The following is a 20,396-nucleotide window of genomic DNA, read 5'->3' as shown; positions in this document are numbered from 1 at the left end:
CGCTCAGCTCCCTGGGACGTACGTCGTGGGGCGCACCGGCACGGTGATCGTCACCGTGGCGGGCGTGGCGTGGTCGAAGCGCAGGGTGAGGGTGACCTTGTCGCCGACGGCGGGCCTCCGGGACAGGTCCTCCAGCATCACGTGGTCGCCTCCGGTGGCCAGGGTGAGCCGGCCGCCGGCGGGAACCGTCAGCGACTCGACCTGGGTCATGGTGGCGCCGGTGGTGGTGTTGAGGGTGGCGTGCGCGGCCAGCGGGGTGGAGACGGAGGTCAGCCGGGCCGCGGTGCCGCCGGAGTTGGTGACGGTGAAGTACGCCGCGGCCGTGTCGGTGAGCAGCGGGCGCGGCACGTAGCCGCCGGTCACGGTGAGGTGGGCCGGGGCGGCCGCCTTGGCGTCGGCGGAGCCGCCCCCGGCGGGGGAGGAGCAGCCGGTGAGCGCGAAGCCGGTACCGGTGGCGGCGACGGCCAGCGCCACCAGCGCGGCGGCGCTGAGCCGGGTGGGCCGGGCGGGCCGCCTCACGGGTTCTGGCTCCGGATGATCTTCGGCAGGGTGTGCCCGAAGTCCGCCGCGGTGGTGCCCGACATGAACAGCACGTGCGCCTTGTCGTCCTTGGGCCAGAAGCCCAGCACCTCGGCGCCGTGGTCGACGGTGTAGGAGCCGTCCTTCTCCTTGACGGGCGCCGAGATCCCCACCCCCACCGACCGGGCGGCGGCCTGGATGGTGGAGAACGTGCCGGTCAGGCCGATGAAGCTCTTGTCCATGGCGCCCAGCCAGGCGTTGAGCCGGGCCGGGGTGTCCCGCACCGGGTCGGAGCTGACGAAGACCACCCGCAGCTCGTCCTGCTCGGCCTTCGGGAGCTTCGACTTGGCCAGCGCGATGTCGCTCATGGTGGTCGGGCACACGTCCGGGCAGTGGGTGTAGCCGAAGTAGAGCAGCATCGGCTTGCCCGCGGTCTGCCGCGTCAGGTCGAAGGGCTTGCCGTGGTTGTCGGTCAGGACGAGGTCCGGCTTGGTGAACGGCGTGTCCAGGACGGTGCCCTGCGCCGAGTCCTGGCCGTCGACGGAGACCGAGGCGGCCGGGGCCGCGGAACCGCTGCCGGTCGAGCCTCCGCAGGCGGTGAGGACGAGGGCGGTGGCGGCGGCCAGGGCGGCGGCGCCGAGTTTGGCGGTGGTACGCATGCGGGTTCCTGTTCGCGGGGTGCTCGGGGCTGGTGTGGCGGGAGGGCGGTGGCGGGAGGCGGTACGGGGCGGCCGTTCGGGTCCGGCGGAGCGGGCGGCCGTTCGGGTCCGGCGGCGCGGGGCCGGGCTCCGCCTCGGAGGCGGAGCCCGGCCCGGCCGTCCGTCAGGAGGAGGACGAGGAGGTGCCGGCCGGCCGGTCGTCCGGTCCCCGCCGCCGGCCGGCGAGGACGCCGAAGGCCACGCCCGCGGCGCCGACGACGATGCCCGCGATGCCGAGGGCGCGGGCGGTGCCGTCGGTGCCGTCGGAGCCCGCGGCCGACGCCTTGGTGCCGGAGTCGTCAGCGGGGGCGGCGGCCGGGCTGCCGGTGGCCGACGGGGTCGCGGCGGCGTCGGCCGAGTCACCGGAGGCGGCGGTGAGCCGCAGCACGGGCGCGGGGTTCTGCGGTTCGGGCTGCCCGCTCTGCGGCACCTCGATCCAGCGCACGACGTCGCCGTTGCTGTAGGTCTGGAGCGCCTTGAAGGCCAGCGACGAGGCGTCGTCGGGCAGCGGGCCGAGGGAGACCGGGAACTGCTGGAACTGCCCGGGGGCGATCTTCCCCCCGGTCCAGGTGATCGTGGACACCGCCGTGTCCACGGTCCCGTCGTCGGTCGTCAACGGCTTGGCCAGCTTGGTCGTGGCCACCTTGGCGGTCCAGCCCGGCACCGGCTGGATCGACACCGAGGCGATCGGGTGGTCGGTCGGGAGGGCCACCTCCAGCTTGACCGTCGAGGCGTCGTCCTCCTCGCAGGGCACCTTGAAGCTGACGGTGGCGTAGCTGCCCTTGGCCGCCGCGTCCGGCTGCACGGTGACGTGCGCGAACGCGGGAACGGCGGCCAGGACGACGGCGGTGCCGGCGAGCGCGGCGACGGCGGCCGCGCGGCGGCGCATACGGGAACTGCTCATGGCAGGAGTTGTCTCCACGGTGAAGTGGTGCGTTGACGGTGGACGCGCGTGGGCGCGGGGCGTGCGGCACGGTCGCCCGCCGCCCACGGCACGCGCATGGCTGCCCGCCGTCCCTGACGCACCCGGGGGCCGCGTTTCGCCGCGACTCGGCCCTCCTGGGAGGGCAGACCGCAGGACGAAAAGCGGAGTATCGGAAGAAAGCGGGCACTTAGGGACCTGGATATGCCGGGCACGTGCGGCCGGACGACGGCCGGGCGGCCCGAGCGGTCCGCCGCACCCCCCACCGGGGCCGACGCCGCGTCAGGCCGCGAGCACCAGGGCGGGCGGCCCCCGCCGGGCCAGGCAGTGCCGCAGCCAGACCGTCCGGTGCCGGGCCGGGACCGGACGGCAGGCGCGCGGCCGCCGCCGCGGCCCCGGCGTCCCGGCCGCGGTCAGCGCGGCCAGCAGCGCGTACGCGCGCAGCGCCGCGGCGGGCGTCAGCGCGCCCAGCCCGGCGGCGCCGCGCACCGAGAGCCCGACCAGCCGCCACAGCGCCGCCTCACCGCGCCGCAGCAGCCATCCGGCCGCCACCGCGGCCAGCAGGTGGCCCACCAGCATCGCCGGCGAGCACATCGCCAGCAGCATGGAGACCGAGGAGGAGACCGGGGGCAGCGTGCCGCCGGGGTGCCCGCCGGGCATCGCCATGCCCGCCATGCCCGCTGTTCCGGCCGTTCCCGCCGCTCCCGAGATTCCCGCATGGCCGGCGATCGCCGCGGAGGGCGACAGCCCGGCCTGCGCGAGGAGCTGCCGGGCCGCCGCGGGGGTGAGCGGGGCGGCCTTGCCGCCGCACACCAGCCGGGCGGCCACGGCCACCAGCGCGTCCGCCGACCCCCGTTGCGGAGAGGAGGCCACCGCCGAGCACATCTGGCCGGTGCTGAACACCACGTGCAGGGCGAGTTGCCCGCCCGCGAGCAGCCCCGCGATCCCGGGCAGCCGCCGTTCGCGGCCGGCCAGCGGCGCGGTGAACGCGAACAGCGCGCCCCAGCCCAGCAGCAGTGACAGCACGGGCACGGTACGGCCGGACGCCAGAGTGTGGCCCGCGGCGGCCAGCAGCACGCAGACCGCGGCGAAGACAGCGGCGCGCAGCAGCCGCATTCCGGCACCGGCCCGCACCGGCCGCTCCCCGGGCGCACGCAGTACGGCCCGGCCGGTCCGGCGGGCGGTCCCCGGCCGGCCGCGGCCGAGCGGACCGGGGCGGCCGGTGCGGCGGGGCGCAGACATGACGACCGTCATCCTCTCACTGCCGGAAATCCGGGCGAACGCCGGGTTTCGGCCACCCTGGGGCGGCGGAGCGACCTGGGGCAGGCGGTGCGGCTGGGCGGTGTCTCGGGGCGGCCGGTGGCGTTCTGGGACGGCCGGGCCACCGGGCGCGGCAGCCGGCTGGAGAGGCGCGGGCAGCCGGCCGCCGGGGCGTGGCAGTCGGCCGGACGGCCGTGGTCATCGGCCGGACAGCCGTGGCCATCGGCCGACGGGCAGGGGAAGCACCTGGTGGGGTGCTCGGCCAAGCCGGCTGCGGACAGCCTGGGAGGCGTTCCGAGTACGCGTCAAGGGCGTGCCGGGGCACGGACGGCATGCCGAAGGGGCACGGACGGCGTATGGAGGGCACGCCGAGGGCACGGAGAGGGCACGGGGAGGGCATGGAGGGGGCTGAACGGGGCACGTTCTGCCGCTTACACCGGCCCACCGCATCGACGCATCCGCCGAATGAGCGGCATCACGTCAACGCCACGCTTACGCACTGCCATTCGCGGCAATACGTAACCGTATGTCGAGCCGCAGCCAGGAGGCTGGAGCATGAGCATCTGGTGGTCACTCCATTTGCGGCGCGAGGCTGCGAGCGTTCCGTTGGCCCGAAGGCTGCTGCTGGGAACGATGGAGACCGCCGGGGTGGACCCCGACATCTCCTTCGACCTCTCGGTCGCCCTCACCGAGGCCTGCGCCAACGCCGTCGAGCACGCCGGCACCGCCAGCGGTTACAGCGTCACCGCCCGGATCGAGGGCGACCGCTGCCGTATCGAGGTGGCCGACTCCGGCCCGGGCCTGCCGCGCGACCCCTTCCGGGGCACCGGCCGCCCGCTCGCCATGCGCGGCCCGCACGCCGAACACGGACGAGGGCTCTTCCTGATCGAGGCCCTCGTCGACCACGTCCACTTCCACGACCGCCCCGGCCACGGCACGGTCGTGTCCTTCGACAAAGTGCTGAAGTGGCGGGAGGACGCCCTGCTGAAGGCGTCCTGACCGTCCCCGACGGTATCCCGACCGAATTCCGACCGGACCTGACCGTCCCTGGCCTGCCGCTGACCGTTCTGCGCGCAGCTGCCCGTCCGCTCTTCCCCGGCCGGGCCGCTTGATCCCAGCCGGGCAGCCGAGCCCCGGCCGGGACCGTTCGGGCCTCTGGTGAGGCCCGCCGTCCCGGACGGGAGGCGTCGGCTCGGGCGCCGCTCAGCCGCGCAGGCCGGCCATCCACGCCTCGATCTCGTCGGAGCGCCGCGGCAGCCCCGCGGAGAGGTTGCGGTTGCCGCTCTCGGTGACCAGGATGTCGTCCTCGATCCGCACCCCGATGCCGCGGTACTCCTCCGGCACCGTCAGGTCGTCGGCCTGGAAGTACAGCCCGGGCTCCACCGTCAGCACCATGCCGGGCTCCAGCGTGCAACCCACGTACGTCTCGGTGCGCGCCTGGGCGCAGTCGTGGACGTCGAGGCCGAGCATGTGGCCGGTGCCGTGCAGGGTCCAGCGGCGCTGGAGGGCGAGTTCGAGCACCCGCTCGACCGGGCCCTCCACCAGGCCCCACTCCACCAGCCGCTCCGCCAGCACCCGCTGGGCGGCCTCGTGGAAGTCGCGGTAGGCGGCGCCGGGCTTGACCGCCTCGATGCCCGCCTGCTGGGCGTCGTACACCGCGTCGTAGATCTTCCGCTGGAGCGGCGTGAAGGTGCCGTCCACCGGGAGGGTGCGGGTGACGTCGGCGGTGTAGAGCTCGTTCGTCTCCACGCCCGCGTCCAGGAGCAGCAGGTCGCCGGGGCGGACCGGGCCGTCGTTGCGCACCCAGTGCAGCGTGGTGGCGTGCGGGCCGGAGGCGCAGATCGAGCCGTAGCCGACGTCGTTGCCCTCCACCCGGGCGCGCAGGAAGAAGGTGCCCTCGATGTAGCGCTCCGAGGTGGCCTCGGCGCGGTCCAGCACCCGCACCACGTCCTCGAAGCCGCGGGCGGTGGACTCGCACGCCTGCTCCAGCTGGGCGACCTCGAACTCGTCCTTGATGAGGCGCAGCTCCGCGAGGTACGTCTTCAGCTCGGCGTCCCGCTCGGCGGTCACCTTGTCCTGGAGGGCGGCCTCCACACCGGCGTCGTAGCCGCGCACCACGCGGACCGGACCGGTCGCCTCGCGCAGCACGTCGCCGACGGTGCGGACGTCCACGCAGGGCATGCCGAGCAGCTGCTCGCCCTCGGCCAGGCTGTTGCGCCGGCCGACCCACAGCTCGCCCTGGCCGTCCAGCCAGAACTCGCCGTTCTCCCGGTTGGAGCGCGGCAGCAGGTAGGCGGTCGCGGCGTGGCCGCCCTCGGCCAGCGGCTCCATGACCAGGACCGCGTCCTGGGTCTGGTCGCCGGTGAGGTGGACGTACTCGGTGCCGGCCCGGAAGGGGTACTCCGTGTCGTTGGCGCGGGTGCGCAGGGTGCCCGCGGGCACCACGATGCGCTCGCCGGGGAAGCGGGCCGACAGCGCCGCCCGCCGGGACGCGACGTACGCGGCCTGCGGTATCGGCTCCAGGCCGTGCCGCTCGGTGTCCGCCCAGCCCGACTTCATGACGGCGGCCAGCTCGTCGGAGACGGCGGGGTAGAGGCCGTTCTTGCGCTGCTTGACCGGCTTGTCCTCGGCGGGACCGCCGGCGGACTCCTCCCGGGTGCCGTCCTGGACGCCCTCAGGGGTGCCCTTCTCGTCCTGGACGTCCTGCCTGACCTCGGCCTCCGCCACGTCATGCCTCCTCAGAATGAACCTCCGCCCATCGTATGGGGGAGCACGGTCAGCGGAAGGGGGCACTGTGGCCGTGAACCTCGCCCGGGCCCGCTCCCCGGCCGGTCGCGGCGGCCCGCGGCGGCTCCCCGGCCGGCCGCCCGGGGCTCCAACACGACTCGGACGTCGCGGGGTTACCGGGCGGACGGGGGACGGGAGGCGGCCTTCCGCACGGTGCAGGCCGGTGCTGGAACCGGCGGCGGGCGGGAGGGCAAAGTCACGTCGGCGGCCGCACGACCGCGACCGCGCCGGGGCCGGGCGCCCGGGCCGGCGCCCGGTCCCGGCCTCCGGTTCACCCGGCCTCCGGTTCACCCGGACGGCGGTACGACGGACCTCGACGCCGTCAGTCGAAGCACGCCGCCAGCAGGACCAGGTCCTCCGGGTCGTCGGCCTGGTCGCGGCCGTCGGGCAGCAGGGTCCGCGTCACGTGGTCGGCCAGCAGCTCGGGGTCCCCCCGTACAGCGGCGGGGGCGTCCGCCGCGGCCTCCCGCAGCCGGGCGAAGGCCTGGTCGGCGGGGTCACCCGTACGGTGCAGCAGGCCGTCGGTGAACAGCAGCAGGCTCTCCCCCGGCTGGACCCGCAGCTCCACGCCGGGCGCCTCCCAGCAGCTGAGCATGTTCAGCGGTGCCGAGAGCGAGGTCTCGACGAACTCGCAGTGCCGCTCCCCCACCAACAGCGGCGGGCAGTGGCCGGCCCCGGCGAGCGCCAGCCGGCACCCTCCGCCGGGCAGCGCGTCCGCGTGCACGAACAGAGCCGTCGCCGAACGGGCCGGCTCGGCCGTGCGCAGCAGCAGCTCCAGGTCGGACAGGACGGCGACCGGGTCCTCGCCCTCCATCACCGCGTAGGCGCGCAGCGAGGCCCGCAGCCGTCCCATGGCCGCCACCGCGCCCGGTCCGGCCCCGGTCACCCCGCCCACGGCGAGGCCGAACGCCCCCTCCGGCAGCGGCAGGACGTCGTACCAGTCGCCGCCGCCGCGCGGGCCCGCCGTGTGCCGTACCGCGGTCCGCACCCCGGGCACCCGCGGGAGTCGCGGCGGCAGCAGCTCCGCGGCCAGGGTGGCGGCGGCCCGGCGGGTCCGGTCCAGCTCCAGGCAGCGGGCCACGTGCTCGACGGCGAGCCGCAGGTAGCGGTCGACCAGGTGGAAGCGCTGCTCCGAGGGCACGGCGGGTTCGTCGTAGAACCACACGGCCGCGCCCAGGGCGGCGCGGGTGTCCGGCACGAGGGGCGCGCAGAAGCTGGCGGCCAACCCGAGCTGGAGTGCGACCTCGCGGTGGCGCGGCGCCAGGCCGGGCTCGTGCAGCAGGTCCCGGTGGCCGGGAGTTTCCGCACCCATCCGGGGGACGGTCTCCAGGGCGCCCAGGTCGCTGCGGCCCAGGCCGAGTCCGACGCTCGTGTGGGGGCCCAGGCCGTCGGCCGGCTCCAGGATCAGCAGGCCCCGGCGGGCACCGAGCAGGTCGGCTCCGGCGCGCAGCACCTCGTGCAGGGCGTCGGACAGGTCGGAGGTGCGGGCCAGCCGCTCGCCGAGCTCGTGCAGGAGCGCCAGGTCGCACACCCAGGAGGCGAGGCGGCGCTGTACCGCGGCGGGCGCGGTGCCGGGAGCGCCCTGCGCGGGTACCGCTGCCGAGCGGGGCAGCGGCGGGATCCGCACGACCGCCGCCGCCGGGGACGGGGACACCGCCGAGGGCGGTGTGAGCGCCGTGGCGGCGTGGTGCGCCGGACCGGTGGGGGCGGTGGGAGCGGGGGGACGTCCGGACAGGCCCCCGGCAGGGTGGCCGTCGGGTGGCGGGGCGAGCGGTGCGGCGGGCAGCGCGGCCGACGGCTCAGCCGGCGCCCCGGCGACCGGAGGTGGTGCGGAAGGGGCCGCAGTGTGCGCCGGGGCGCCGGCGGCGGGCTCGTTTCCAGCCACTTTTCCGTGGCGGACCGGGCTCACGGCTGACGGCTTCCGGACGGCGGCCTGCTGGCGTGGCGAAGGATGCTCCCGGGCGGCGGAACGCGGAGCACCTGCGTGAACAGCATCGCGAACCCCCAGGTCGTGCTGCGGCGCTATCAAGGACCCCACTTCTAACGTACGTTCACGGGCAAGTCCAGGATTGTCCGGGTAGAGCCAGTGGTGTCGGGTGATGTCATGACACGGCGGGGTGCGAAGAAGGTTGGCCGGAAAGAGCCCTGCCCCGGGTATGCGCACGGTCGACTGTGCGCAGCCGACGGCGCGTCAACTCCCGGGCGCTGGGTAGGAACCCGACGTCAGGTCCACGCGTCGTAAGTACGTATACAGGTGACGGCCGGCCCAACCCCGAGGGGCGAGGGAGCGCCGCGTCCCACGCGGACCATGCGAGGCCCGCGCTCAGGGCGCCGCGAGAACAGGACCACCAGGTGTGCGCACGTGCACACCCCTCCGCCACGTTCCACGCTCGGCCGGCGGCGCAAGTGCCGCCTCATGTGCGGTGTGCTCGACAGTTACGTTGTGTGCAGTGGGCAGATCCCTGGGCGTTAACGGAAAGGAACGAGCGCTGATGCGCGAGATCCTCGGAAGGCGACGCAAGATCTCTCTCCGGCGGAGGGCACGGACCGCGTATCTCGACGCGGCCCTGGGCTACGCCGCCGGGTGGCGCTGGCGCGTGGTGCCCGGCGTCGGCCCCGACCGCAGAGCCGCCCGGCGTGCGCTCGGTCCCGCCGCCTGCTCCTGCGGGCGGCGCGGCTGCCCGGTCCCCGGAGCGCACCCCCTCGACCCGGGCCTGCTCGCCGCGACCCGCGACGAGCGCATGGTGCGCTGGTGGTGGACCCGCAGGCCCGAGGCACCGATCGTGCTCGCCACCGGCGACCGGGTCTCGGCGGCGAGCCTGCCCGCTTCCGCCGGCCCTCCCGCCCTCGACGCCATGGAACGGCTGGGGGTGCGCCTCGGCCCGGTGCTGGCCACGTCGAGCCGGTACGTCTTCCTCGTCGCGCCCTACTCCCTGGCCGAGCTCGGCGAACTGCTCGACACCTGCGACTGGGTGCCCACGTCGCTGCGCTTCCACGGTGAGGGCGGCTACGTGGTCCTGCCCCCGGCCGCCGAATGTCCCGGGGCGCCGTACTGGGTCCGGCCGCCCGCGGTCCCCGACGGCGGGCGCGCGCCCTGGCTGCCGAGGATCGACGTTCTCGTGGACGCGCTGGTGCGGGCGGGGTGCAGCGCGCCCGACGGCGACCGGCTGACGTACTGAGGCCTCTGGCGGCCCTCCTGTGAGCCCTGTGAACCGTGCGGACGTGGTGAGGCCGGTGAACCCCGCGGGCCCCATGAGCCGGATGGGCCGGATGACTTCGCACAGCTGTCGGAGTGTCGCCTGATGCGGCGCCGGGGTCGCGTTATGTTCGACCGTGCGGGGGGTGCCGGTCGCCGCAGAGTCCAGGTGTGCCCTTTGACGTCGAACGTCCCTACCGCGAACTCCCTCTCCGTGAGCCCGTCATCTGTGAGTCCCGCATCCGTGAGCCCTTACTCCGGGAAGTCCTCCTTCGCCTCGCCGGCTTCGCTGTCGGCGTCGTCCCCGCCGTCCCCGCCGCCCGCGGTGTCCCCGCCCTTCTCGGCGGCCGACGCGGGTGCCGTGCGCGCCGCGGCGGCGTCGGACGAGCAGGAGCGGATGCGGGTGGCCGGGCTGCGCCGGGTGGCGATGGCCAGCGCGGCCGCGCTCGCCGTCGTGCTGCCGCTCGCGGTCGCGGCGGCCGGCGCGGAGCACGGGAGTGGCGACGGGCGTCACGGGGGTGTCGGGCAGAGCGCGGCGGAGCACCGGTCCGTACCGTCTGCCGGCGACCACTGAGCCGGCCCGGTTGCCCTGCGCCGGTGCGCTCATGGGCCTGGGCTGATCCCTCTCCCAGGGCGGCGCCACGGAGGCATCGGCGAGGCCGCCGTACATCTTCGGGCGAGGTCGCTGTCGCCGACAGCCTGCCGCCAGGTCGTGGGCGCGGACGTGGGTGCGGGCGGACGGGGGCTCGGACGTGGGCGCGGGCGCGCGAGCCGGTCGCGGGCATGAAAAGGCCCGATCGCTGGCGACGGGGGATGCACCAGCGACCGGGCTGTTCAAACGGTAACAAGACTTCGGCTGATCGCAAATTCACTCTTCAGGCCCAGAGGGCCATGACCCGGCGTTTTCAATGGTGTTGTGATCAGACTCACTGACCGACCGCTTGGTACGGAATCCCTCTCGGTCTGCCCGTGTGCCCCGTTCGCAGGCCGGACCGAGGAGACCGGGCGCCGCCGGCGGCGCCCGGTCTCCTCGGTCCGGGAAGGCCAGGGCCCGAGAGGACCCCGGCGCTGACTCGGCGGTCCGGGTCGGTCCCAAGCAGGCCGACCCGGACCTGGGCGTCAGCTCAGCGTGATCTGCCGGTTGGTGAACCCGCTACGGGCCCTGCGCTCCTCGGCCGTCAGCGGCTCCGTGCGCTCCAGGACCTCGGCCAGACGCTCGCCGAAGGCCGCGGCCGGCTTCTCCACGTCGTCCGCGGACATCCCGGTCGGCAGGTCCCAGACCGGCACCACCAGGCCGTGCGCCCGGAAGGAGCCGACCAGGCGGGTGCCCTCGCCCAGCGAGGACGCGCCTGCGGCGTGCAGCCGGGCCAGCGCGTCCAGCAGCCCCTCCTCGGCGTGCGGCATCACCCAGCGCAGGTGGTTCTTCTCCGGCGTCTCGCACCAGTACGCGGCATCGAGCCCGGACAGCCGCACGGTCGGGATGGCCGCCTCGTTGGCCCGTTCGAGCGAGGCCGCCACCTCGCCCGTGGCCGCCTCGGCATCCTCCAGCCAGAACCCGAACCCGGTGTGCACCTCCGGCTCGAACGGTGCCGTCAGGTCGAGCAGGTCCTGGAGCCGGGGCCCGTCGGCGGCCGGGCGGGCGCCCTCCACCGGGTTGCCCGGCTCGGCGGCGAGCGCGCGCAGCAGGGTGCCGGCGAGGTCGCGGCTGATGTCGCCGGAGGCGGCGTCGTTCTGCAGTCCGAGCAGGACCGCGCCGGTGTCCCGGCGCAGCGCCGGCCAGGCCATGGGGAGCACGGTGGCCAGGGTGACGGACGGTACGCCCTCGGGCAGGCCGTCCTTCAGTTTCAGCGGCACCGTGGCGGCCGGCACCAGCTCGCGCAGCGCCACCCAGTCGCACTCGTTGGGCAGCCCCTCGAACGGCCGGCGCACCAGCTCGGTCACGGCGTGCGCCGCCTCACGCCCATGGCATGCCTTGTACCGGCGGCCGGAGCCGCACGGGCAGGGCTCGCGCGCGCCGACGACCGGCACGGCGTCGCCCGGGGCGGCCTTGGGGCTGGGCTTGGTGGCGGTGGCGCGCTTCTTGGCCATGGCTCGTTCTCTCCCGGTCTCTCCCGGTACGGCGCCGGTGCGGCGGTTCTTCCGGTCTACGGCTCTTCCGGTCTTCGGCGGCGAGCCTAGCGCTACCGAGGGGCCGTTCCGGACCGTCCGCGCGGGGCGGGTGGGCCACGCTGCGGCGGGGCGCGGGGCTGGGGCCGGGAGAGCGGGGACCGGAGGACCGCTCCGGGGCGTGCGCCGGCGGGCGTCGAGGTGACGTGCGCGGTCCGGCGGGCAGGGCGGACGGCGCACGGCAGCCCCTTCGGGCGAACGGACGGGCGTCCGGGGGCAGGTACGACCACCGTCCCGCTGGGGCCCGCTTGCCGGCCCACCCGGCTCCGTCCGGCGGTCCGGATGGGACGGGCTTGGTCCGGTCCGGTTCAGCTCGTACTGGCTCGTACTGGCTCGTACCGGCTCGAACAGCTCGGCTTGCGACCACGCACCCCGAGCGAGCCTCGGCACCAGGGATCGGACGCCGACGACCCGGCTGCCGCGCCACCGACGCGCCTATGCCGCCACGCGGCCTGCACGAGCAGGACGCCTGTGCGGGCAACGCGAGCAACGTGAGCAACCCGAGCGATGTGATCAATGTGAGCAATATGAGCAAGGCGCCTACGCCAGGTCGTCCAGCGACTCGGCGAGGTCCAGCGGCAGCCCGATCGGGACCCCCAAGGGCAGGCCGAGCCCGGTGCCGGGGCTGCCGTCGCGCCGTGCGTGGCGGCCCCGCACCGGCAGCACCGCCCACACCGTCACCTCGCCCGGGGCGTCCCGGACGCCCCATCGCAGGGCGAGGCTCTCCACGATGCCGAGCCCGCGGCCGCCCCGTGCCGTCAGGGAAGGGCTGGCCGGGCGGGGGCGCGTCGGCCCGCCGCCGTCGGTGACCTCCAGCACGAGCAGCCCGTCCTGGCCCACCGACCACGCGGCTCTTATCCCGCCCGGCAGCGGGTCCGCAGCCCCCCGGGCATCCGCCGGAAACCGTCCTGCGCCGTCGCCCACACGCTCCGCCAGCGCCTCCCCGAGGGGGCGGGCATGCCGACAGGAGTTGCTGATCAGCTCGGAGACGATAAGGACGGCGTCGTCCATCACCGACTCCGGCACGCCCTGGGCACCCAGGTCCGAGCGCAGTCGCCTTCTCGCGTCCGCGACACCCGTCGGACCATGGGGCAGGGCCATGATCGTGGACGTCGGCACTCGCTGCGCCACCATCAACGACACCCCCGAGACCTCCTTCACCCCACGCCACAGGGTGAATGCCCTTTGGAACTCGACCGGAAACGGCCCAACCGCGATCTTTTGCGCCTCCCTGACAGTCGGCCCGTGGCCTATGCCAATGGCACGGACTGCGGCGGTCTTCCGCCTCCGCCGGAGCCCGGCGGCCGTCGAAAGGCCGCCCATGGCGTGCATGCCGCGCTGGGCAGTGATCCGAGGGCTCGGGCGATGCCCAGACGATGCCCAGACAACGTCTAGGTGACGCTCAGAGGGGGCCCAGGGGAGGCACAAGGAAGGTGCCCCAAGAACGCGCTCCAGGGAACGCGCCCCAGGGTGGGAAGGCGGCGGTTACGGGGACGGACGCGGGACGGGGGCGGACAGGGAGCTGTCGGGCGCCGCCGGCTCAACGCCCGAGCTGGGCGAGCACCTGCCGCGGCCGGTTGGTGATGATCGCGTCCACACCGAGGCGTACGCACAACTCGACGTCCTCCGGACGGTCCACCGTCCAGACGTGCACCGGATGGCCCGCCTGATGCGCCCGTTCGACGTAGCCGGGGTGGGCCCGCAGCACCCGCACGCCGGGACCCGCGATCGTCGCCCCCAGCGGGAGGCGGCCGTCGCGGTAGCGGGGCAGGACGTACTGCGTGAGGTGGACCGTCGGCAGCCCGGGCGCCGCGGCCCGCACCCGGCGCAGTGAGCGCACTGAGAAACTCATCACCCGGACAGCCGAAGGAGCACCGTCCGGGGAGCGGTGGTCCAGGCCGAAGTGGCCCAGAAGGTCGAGCAGCCGCTCCTCCACCTGTCCGGCCCAGCGGGTGGGGTGCTTCGTCTCGATGGCCAGCTCAACCCTGCGCTCGGTGTCGGCGACCAGCTCCAGCAGGCGGCGCAGCGTCAGTACCCGGCTGCGCTCACCGGGGTCGAAGCGCTCGGGCGCCTCGGAGTCGCCCTGCTGGCCCTTCCAGGAGCCGAAGTCCAGCGCCGCGAGGTCCGCCAGCTCCAGCGACGAGACCGCCCCGCGCCCGTTGGAGGTCCGGTTCACCCGCCAGTCGTGGACGCACACCAGCTCCCCGTCGGCGGTCAGCCGTACGTCGCACTCCAGCGCGTCCGCGCCGTCCTCGATGGCCTTCCGGTACGCGGCGAGCGTATGTTCTGGTACATCCTCGGAAGCGCCCCGGTGGGCGACGACCTGGACCGGTCGTCCCTCCAGGTGCGGAGCCGGGGCCACGTGTGCGGAGGTCACCGAGCCATGGTGCCACCGTGCGGCGGGCCGCCGTGCCGAGCTCGCCGTCCCGGGCGCGGCCGCGGGACCGGGCAGCCGGTGCCGCGTGGTACACAGCTACGCCTTACGGCGGTCCGACACGCCGTGGGAAATGCTGTGGTGTACGACGTGGTGGCCGGCCGACGGCTGCCTGTCGCTGTTTGATTGGTCATGACCCTGAGGAGTAACGCTGTGAGCACCGAGAACGAGGCCGGGTCCACGGAGCCGGCTGCGGAGTCGGCGGTGGCGCCCGACGGTGCCCCGGCGGCCCCGGTTCCCCCGGCTCCCTCCGCTCCGTCCGACGGCCCCGCGCACCTGTCCGGCCCGTCGGGGTCGGCGGGGTCGTCCGACCAGGCCGGCACGCCGGGGTCCGACCACATCCCGGCTCAGGCCGCGCGGCCCGCCGAGGAGCGCGCGGAGGCGGTCGCGCCCCAGGCCCCGCCGCCGGTCGGTCCGCCGTCGCCCTACGGTGCGCCGCCCGCGCAGCTCGCCCACCAGCAGCCTGCCGCCCCGGCCCCGGCCCAGGCGTCGGCACCGGCTCCGGCGCCGTACGAGATCCCGCACCCGCCGGCCCCTCCGGTGCCCCCGCAGGCAGCTCCCGCGTACGCCGCCCCGGTGTACTCCGCGACCCCTCAGGACACCCCGCCGAACGCCCCGCAGCCGCAGCCGCATCAGCCCGCTGCTCCGACGTACGGCGCCCCCGCCGGACACGAGGCCCCTGCCGGTTACGGTGCCCCCGCCGGGCAGCCGCAGGACGCGGCACCGGCCGCCGTCTTCGCCTCCGAGCAGCCGCCCGCCGGCGGCCCGCAGGGCGAGAACCCGGCGCCGCACCCCGTCCACGACCCGTACGCGGTGCCGTCCACGCCCGCGTACGCCACGCCGCAGCCCGGCCCCGGCGGCCCCGGCCAGCCCGGCGGCCCGGGCTGGGGCACCCCGATGCCCCCGGCTCGCCCGGCTCCCCCGAGGGCGGCCGCGGCGGCCGACGCGGCATCGGCCGCCTCGTGGCCGCGGTGCTGGTGGCCGCGGTGGTGGCGGGCGGCATCGGTGGCGGTGTCGGCTACTTTGCCGCCAAGCACAACGACAACTCCGGCTCCACCACCATCTCCGCGCCTGCTGCCAGCAAGGCGCTCAACCGGGCACCCACCTCGGTGGCCGGAATCGCCAACCGCGTACTGCCCAGCGTCGTGACGATCAAGGCGCAGAACGGCCAGGAGAGCGACACCGGCACCGGCTTCGTCTTCGACACGCAGGGCCACATCCTCACCAACAACCACGTCGTGGCCGCAGCCGCCGACAGCGGCAAGCTGACGGTCACCTTCTCCAACGGCACCACCTACGACGCCTCGATCGTCGGCCGCGCACAGGGCTACGACGTCGCCGTGATCAAGCTCAAGAACGCCGGCAGCATCAAGCTCTCCCCGCTGCCGCTCGCCGACTCCGACCGTGCCGCCGTCGGCGACGCCACCATCGCGGTCGGCGCCCCCTACGGCCTGTCGGGCACCGTCACCACCGGCATCGTCTCCGCGGTCCACCGACCGGTGGCCTCCAGCGACGGCGAGGGGTCCAGCGCCTCCTACATGAGCGCGATCCAGACGGACGCCTCCATCAACCCCGGCAACTCCGGCGGCCCGCTGCTCAACGCCAGCGGCGCGGTGATCGGCATCAACTCGGCCATCCAGCCCGGCGGCAGCTCGACGGACGGCAGCCAGGGCGGCAGCGTCGGCCTGGGCTTCGCGATCCCGATCAACCAGGCGAAGCGGGTCGCGGAACAGCTGATCAAGACCGGCAAGCCGGTCTACCCGGTGATCGGCGTCCAGCTGGACACCCAGTACAGCGGCGACGGCGCGGAGATCTCCACCGACCCCAGCACGGCCATCACCGCGGGCGGCCCCGGCGCCGCGGCCGGCCTGAAGTCGGGCGACGTGATCACCAAGTTCGACGGCACGATGATCGACAGCGGTGAGACCCTGATCGGCGAGATCTGGCAGCACCAGCCGGGCGACAAGGTCACCGTCACCTACACCCGCGACGGTTCCAGCCACACCGCGACGCTCACCCTTGGCAGCCGCATCGGCGACAGCGACAGCTGACCCGTTACGCTATCTCCCCTAGGGCGCCCCACCCCGGGCGCCCAGGGGGAGGCTTGCCCGAGCGGCCGAAGGGAACGGTCTTGAAAACCGTCGTGGCAGCGATGTCACCGTGGGTTCAAATCCCACAGCCTCCGCGCAGGTAGTTCTTGCAGCACGTCAGAGCGGGTGCCCCGAGTCTCGGGGCACCCGCTCTGCGTTGTGGCGGTCCCATGGTGGGGCGTGTGCGGACCCCTGTTGGCCAGTGCGTGGACCAGGCGTGGAGCGGACTCCAGGCCCTGGTGGTCGCCAGTTCGACGGGGGCACCGCGTTCCATCGCCGACGGCGCGTGATCCCCACGGCTCTGGAGTTGTGCCCCTCTGTGGCGACCGGTGGTTCTCGGCGGGACGGGAGCTCGCGGGAGGGGAGGGTGGCGGGTCGTCTTCGGGGTGGGGGGGGTGCTGCTGGCGGGTTCGGTCGGCTGGGTTCCGGGTGGGGTGCTTCAGGCGGGGGTGCGTGGTAAGCAGGGGCGGAGGTAGGGCGACGGGCTCCGGGAGGCGGCGCGCGATGCGGGCGGACGGGACTCAGGGCGACGGGGTGGGGGGTCGGGGCGCCGGGGTGGAAGGCGCGAGCCGTGCTGGGGCGGGGGTGGAGGCTGGAAGGGGTGCGGCTGGCGCGCGCCCGTTGCCCTTCCGGTGTGCGCTGGGGCGGCTGACGCTGATCCGCCACGGGCAGAGCACCGCCAACGTCCTCTTCGCGCGGGCCGAGCGGGAGAACGATCCGGACCTCACCGTTCCCGAGGGGATCGACATCCGGGTGGGCCTCTCGCCGTTCGGCGTCCGGCAGGCGGCGGCGACCGGGGAATGGCTGGCCGGGCTGGAGCCCTCGGACCGGCCGCAGATCGTGGTGTGCTCGCCGTACGTCCGGGCCCGGCGGACGTGGGAGGTGTTGGCCGAGGCCGCTCGTGGGGAGTGGGCGGCCTGCCCCGAGCCGCTGGTGGACGAGCGGTTGCGGGACCGGGAGACGGGCGTTATCGAGTTGATGACGCCACCGGCCGTACGTGCGTACGCGCCCCGGGAGGCCGAACGGCGCGACCTGGTGGGTGATTGGTACTACCGGCCGCCGGGCGGTGAGTCGTTGGCGGACGTCACCGTAAGGGTGCGTGACCTGCTCCGCGAGCTGGGGGAGGGAGCGTCCGGGCGGCATGTGGCCCTGGTGGCGCACGACGCGGTGGTGATGGCGGTCGACCAGGTGCTGGCGGGGGTCGGCGCTCCGCCGCCGGACCTTGTGCCGGTCCCCAACGCCTCGGTGACCCGCTGGGACGGTGACGGTACGACGATGCGTCTGGTGGCGCGGGGGGACGTCGGCCACCTGCGGGGGATCGGCTGATCCAGGAGCCGAAGGACACCGCGAAGCCTCTGAGGTGACGGGTTGTCGCTCTGATGGCGGGGCGCGCGGCGTGGTGCGGGGCGTGCGAGTGGGCGCGGGTGATCCAGGACGCGGCCTCGTTGAGGTTTGGCGTCGGTCCGTCACGCGTCCGAGGGAAAGGGATCGGGCGGCCGCATTCGCCGGGCTGGGGTGGGCAGTTCTGCTCCTGGCGACGACAGGGCCTCCGGCGGGACGGAAGGCCGGAAGCCCGTCGGTGCGCCGAGGCCCACCGTTCCTGGAGGATTGTCATGGCAGGTTTCCCCACCGTTCTCAGTACCGTCCGAGTCCTTGCGCCTCTTGCCGCGCTGCCGCTCACGGGTGGGTCGGCCGTGCTGCCGGCCGCCCGGGTGCGGGTGTTCGCGGAGGCCCGCTTCCAGGCGGTGTCGGTGAGCGGTTTCCGCCGCGCCGTGCTCGACTCGCGTTCCGGGGCCACGCCGACGGCTCCGCGACCGCGGGCGGCCGTGGTGTCGGGGGTCGGGAGAACACGGGCGGCCTGGCGGGCGCCGCCGACGCTGCCGGCGGGGGAATGAGGGGGGACCGGCGACCTCTCCGGGGGGAGAGTGCGCCACGGCTGCGGTACCGCCATGCCGTCGCTGTTCTCGGGGCGGGAAAGCGGGTGGTTGCGGAAGGGGATTCTTTGTCCACAGGGTGTGGACAAAGAACGCGCGGCTGTTTCGGGTGTGGGGGATCGCCTGGACGGCGCCGAGGCGGGGGCGGTTCCGGCGCCGTCCGATGCCGCGCCGACGCGACGTGTCCGCTGTCGAGGGGGTGTTGGGGGGTGGGGCCGGCCGGTCCGGACCCGGGGGAACGGCCGGGTGACCCTGGGGCGGGGCAGAAGGAGGCATCAGAGGGGCGGAAGGAGGCTGGCGGGGCCAGCCGGGGCCGAAGGGGGGCACGAAGAGGGCCGGTCCGAGGGGTGGGGGCTGATCGGGGGTGCGGCGCGGAAAGGGGGGAAGTGGGGTCGGCCCGAGGGGAAGAGGGCCGGCCCCATGGGGGCGAGCAGGAGCGAGGAAGGTGAGGAAGGTTCGGTCGCCCAGGAGGAGGTGAGGTCGCGAGGGGCGACTCGGCGCGGGTGGGGGCGCTGTCCGGCAGTCGGGTGGCGGGCGGCGTGTCTGCGCTGTCCGGCGCGTGCGGCGTCGTTCACTCGCCCAATGGGCGATAAGAGGATGATCACCCGCTTCGTAGCCGTTGCCGCTGCGGTACTGGGGTGGACAGGGCTGCTGTTGCCGACGGCTCCGTCGGCCTCCGCCTCCACGTCGGCCGCCTCCGTCTCGGCTGCCTTTGCCTCCGCCTCCGCTTCCGCCTACGCCCCCGCCTCCGTCTTCGCGGCCGAGCACGCGGACATCCGCACCTCTCCGCGCGTCTTCCAAGGCGCCGGGTTCGACGCATGCCAGGCTCCGGATCCGGCCACCATGGAGGCGTGGCGGAGGCATTCCGCGTACCGCGCCGTCGGCATCTACTTCGGCGGGCGCTCGCGGGCCTGCGCCAAGCAGACCTACCTGACCGCCGACTGGGTGCGCCGCACGGACGCGGACGGCTGGCACCTGTTGCCGGTCTACGCCGGTTCGCAGAGTCCCTGCGCCGGAGGGGGCCGGGCGAACCCGCACCCGATCGACTCGGCGCGGCCCGCCGGCCAGGGAGCCGAGGAGGCGGCCGACGCCGTCGAGCGGGCACGGGCCCTGGCGATCGCCCCCGGCAGCCCGCTGTACCTGGACATGGAGGCGTACGACACGGGGAAGGCCCGCTGTGCGCGCACCACACTGGCGTTCATCCGCGCCTGGGACGAGAGGGTGACGCGGGCCGGCTACCTGGCGGGCTTCTACAGCAGCGCCGATTCCGGGGCGGCGGACCTCGAACGCGCCCGCGAGCGGGGGATGACGCACCTGCCGGACGTGCTCTGGTACGCCCGTTGGGGCGCAGCCGCCGGCGTCACCCGGGAGCCCGTGCTGGCCGAGGGCGCCTGGAGCCCGCACGAGCGGGTCCACCAGTACGCGGGAGCCGTCACGGAGACCCACGGCGGTCGACAGCTCACCGTGGACCGGGACCTGGTGGACGCCCCCGTGGCCGTCATCCGATGACCGCCACGGTCGCTCCCGCCGCCGACCCGAGGACCTGAGCCCGGACGTGAGCCGGGACGTGAGCCTTGCGTGAGCCGGGACCTGAGCCGGCACTTGAGCCGGCACTTGAGCCCGGACGTGAGCCGGGACCGTGGCCGGGACGCCAGCAGCCCGCGCCCCGGGACCGGCTCGGGTACGGCCGACCCCGACCCCCCTCGGGTGACCCCTCAGGGTAGGCGCCGGCCTGCTCCACCCCGGGGTGGTGCGGACAACCCCCCTCCTACGACCTGAGGGTGATTTCTCTTCGGCACTTGCGGCCGATCCGCCGGGCGCGGACTGCTCCTAGCGTGGGAGCCATGACCACGTCTGTGCGCGGCAGCGCCGACACGAGACAGTTCACGACCTACGTCCGCAGCAAGGGCCCCACGCTGCTGCGCACCGCGCGCTCGCTGACGCCCAACCCCGCCGACGCGGAGGACCTGCTGCAGACGGCGCTGACCAAGACCTACCTGGCCTGGCACCGCATCGACGACCACCGGGCGGTCGACGGCTACGTCCGCCGCACCCTGGTGAACACCCGTACGTCGCAGTGGCGCAAGCGCAAGGTCGACGAGTTCACCACGGACGAGTTGCCGGAGCGCGCCGTGTCCGGGCCCGACATCGTCGAGCAGCAGGCCCAACGGGACGCGCTGCTGCGGGCGGTGGGCAGGCTTCCACCGCGTCAGCGCGCCATGGTCGTGCTGCGGTACTACGAGGACATGAGCGAGGTGCAGACCGCCGAGGCGCTGGGGGTCTCGGTCGGGACGGTCAAGAGCGCGGTCTCGCGCGCGCTGGGCAAGCTGCGGGACGATCCGGAGCTCGAACTCTCGGTCGTCTGAAGCAGTGCGCCCGGGCGGGCACGG

15 protein-coding genes, 1 tRNA gene and 1 pseudogene are annotated in these 20,396 nt (G+C 74.7%); 8 read left to right on the top strand and 9 right to left on the bottom strand.

What is annotated here, in order from left to right; all coding sequences use genetic code 11:
* Positions 1 to 3: 3 nt before the first annotated feature.
* From BS72_RS16030 to BS72_RS16015, 4 genes are all read right to left on the bottom strand, one after another.
* Positions 4 to 519 carry a copper chaperone PCu(A)C gene (locus BS72_RS16030; RefSeq protein ID WP_037911266.1) on the bottom strand — a complete coding sequence of 172 codons (516 nt, stop codon included), beginning with the start codon at positions 517 to 519 and terminating at the stop codon, positions 4 to 6.
* Positions 516 to 1,178 (bottom strand): SCO family protein, encoded by a 663-nt coding sequence (locus tag BS72_RS16025; RefSeq protein WP_037911264.1) that lies wholly within the window; start codon positions 1,176 to 1,178, stop codon positions 516 to 518. The genes BS72_RS16030 and BS72_RS16025 overlap by 4 nt, the downstream gene beginning before the upstream one ends.
* Positions 1,179 to 1,341: 163 nt before the next feature.
* Positions 1,342 to 2,121: a YcnI family protein gene (locus tag BS72_RS16020; protein ID WP_051951161.1), complete on the bottom strand. Its 780-nt coding sequence runs from the start codon at positions 2,119 to 2,121 to the stop codon at positions 1,342 to 1,344.
* Positions 2,122 to 2,421: 300 nt separating this feature from the next.
* Complete coding sequence (locus BS72_RS16015; protein ID WP_232792429.1) at positions 2,422 to 3,381, bottom strand: hypothetical protein; 960 nt, start codon at positions 3,379 to 3,381, stop codon at positions 2,422 to 2,424.
* A 573-nt stretch (positions 3,382 to 3,954) separates the two neighbouring features.
* On the opposite strand from BS72_RS16015, the gene BS72_RS16010 reads away from it, so the two are divergent.
* On the top strand, positions 3,955 to 4,398 hold the full coding sequence (locus BS72_RS16010) for an ATP-binding protein (RefSeq protein ID WP_037911262.1): 444 nt from the start codon (positions 3,955 to 3,957) through the stop codon (positions 4,396 to 4,398).
* A gap of 204 nt (positions 4,399 to 4,602) precedes the next feature.
* Here BS72_RS16010 and BS72_RS16005 read toward each other — a convergent pair whose 3' ends face one another.
* On the bottom strand, positions 4,603 to 6,126 hold the full coding sequence (locus BS72_RS16005) for an aminopeptidase P family protein (protein WP_051951160.1): 1,524 nt from the start codon (positions 6,124 to 6,126) through the stop codon (positions 4,603 to 4,605).
* A 382-nt stretch (positions 6,127 to 6,508) separates the two neighbouring features.
* Positions 6,509 to 7,840 carry a PP2C family protein-serine/threonine phosphatase gene (locus BS72_RS16000; RefSeq protein WP_037911260.1) on the bottom strand — a complete coding sequence of 444 codons (1,332 nt, stop codon included), beginning with the start codon at positions 7,838 to 7,840 and terminating at the stop codon, positions 6,509 to 6,511.
* 838 nt (positions 7,841 to 8,678) lie between these two features.
* On the opposite strand from BS72_RS16000, the gene BS72_RS15995 reads away from it, so the two are divergent.
* Together BS72_RS15995 and BS72_RS15990 are read left to right on the top strand one after the other, a co-directional pair.
* A complete protein-coding gene (locus tag BS72_RS15995; RefSeq protein ID WP_037911258.1) occupies positions 8,679 to 9,365 on the top strand; it encodes a bifunctional DNA primase/polymerase in 687 nt (228 codons plus the stop codon).
* A 261-nt stretch (positions 9,366 to 9,626) separates the two neighbouring features.
* The gene (locus BS72_RS15990; RefSeq protein WP_037911257.1) at positions 9,627 to 9,956 is read left to right on the top strand and encodes a hypothetical protein; all 330 of its coding nucleotides are present in this window, start codon (positions 9,627 to 9,629) and stop codon (positions 9,954 to 9,956) included.
* Positions 9,957 to 10,501: 545 nt separating this feature from the next.
* Here the strand turns inward: BS72_RS15990 and BS72_RS15985 are convergent.
* The 3 genes from BS72_RS15985 to BS72_RS15975 form a co-directional block, all read right to left on the bottom strand.
* Positions 10,502 to 11,470, bottom strand: a complete 969-nt coding sequence (locus BS72_RS15985) for a DUF5926 family protein (protein ID WP_037911256.1) — start codon at positions 11,468 to 11,470, stop codon at positions 10,502 to 10,504.
* Positions 11,471 to 12,088: 618 nt separating this feature from the next.
* Positions 12,089 to 12,691 carry an ATP-binding protein gene (locus BS72_RS15980; protein WP_037916138.1) on the bottom strand — a complete coding sequence of 201 codons (603 nt, stop codon included), beginning with the start codon at positions 12,689 to 12,691 and terminating at the stop codon, positions 12,089 to 12,091.
* A 397-nt stretch (positions 12,692 to 13,088) separates the two neighbouring features.
* The gene (locus BS72_RS15975) at positions 13,089 to 13,925 is read right to left on the bottom strand and encodes a glycerophosphodiester phosphodiesterase (RefSeq protein ID WP_051951159.1); all 837 of its coding nucleotides are present in this window, start codon (positions 13,923 to 13,925) and stop codon (positions 13,089 to 13,091) included.
* Between the two features lie 573 nt (positions 13,926 to 14,498).
* Between BS72_RS15975 and BS72_RS34185 the strand changes: the two are divergent.
* The 5 genes and pseudogenes from BS72_RS34185 (at position 14,499) to BS72_RS15945 (ending at position 20,372) form a co-directional block, all read left to right on the top strand.
* A pseudogene (locus tag BS72_RS34185) lies at positions 14,499 to 16,033 on the top strand (trypsin-like peptidase domain-containing protein).
* Between the two features lie 47 nt (positions 16,034 to 16,080).
* Positions 16,081 to 16,167 (top strand) — tRNA-Ser (locus tag BS72_RS15965).
* A gap of 526 nt (positions 16,168 to 16,693) precedes the next feature.
* Positions 16,694 to 17,398, top strand: a complete 705-nt coding sequence (locus tag BS72_RS15960) for a histidine phosphatase family protein (RefSeq protein WP_037916136.1) — start codon at positions 16,694 to 16,696, stop codon at positions 17,396 to 17,398.
* A gap of 1,190 nt (positions 17,399 to 18,588) precedes the next feature.
* Positions 18,589 to 19,515, top strand: coding sequence for a DUF1906 domain-containing protein (locus BS72_RS15950; RefSeq protein WP_037911253.1), 927 nt, complete (start codon positions 18,589 to 18,591; stop codon positions 19,513 to 19,515).
* 335 nt (positions 19,516 to 19,850) lie between these two features.
* Complete coding sequence (locus BS72_RS15945) at positions 19,851 to 20,372, top strand: SigE family RNA polymerase sigma factor (RefSeq protein ID WP_037911252.1); 522 nt, start codon at positions 19,851 to 19,853, stop codon at positions 20,370 to 20,372.
* Positions 20,373 to 20,396 lie beyond the last annotated feature (24 nt).

The organism is Actinacidiphila yeochonensis CN732, assembly GCF_000745345.1.
Taxonomy (GTDB): domain Bacteria; phylum Actinomycetota; class Actinomycetes; order Streptomycetales; family Streptomycetaceae; genus Actinacidiphila; species Actinacidiphila yeochonensis.
The sequence above is the reverse complement of the archived record's forward strand: the minus strand, read 5'-3'. Positions and strand labels throughout refer to the sequence as shown.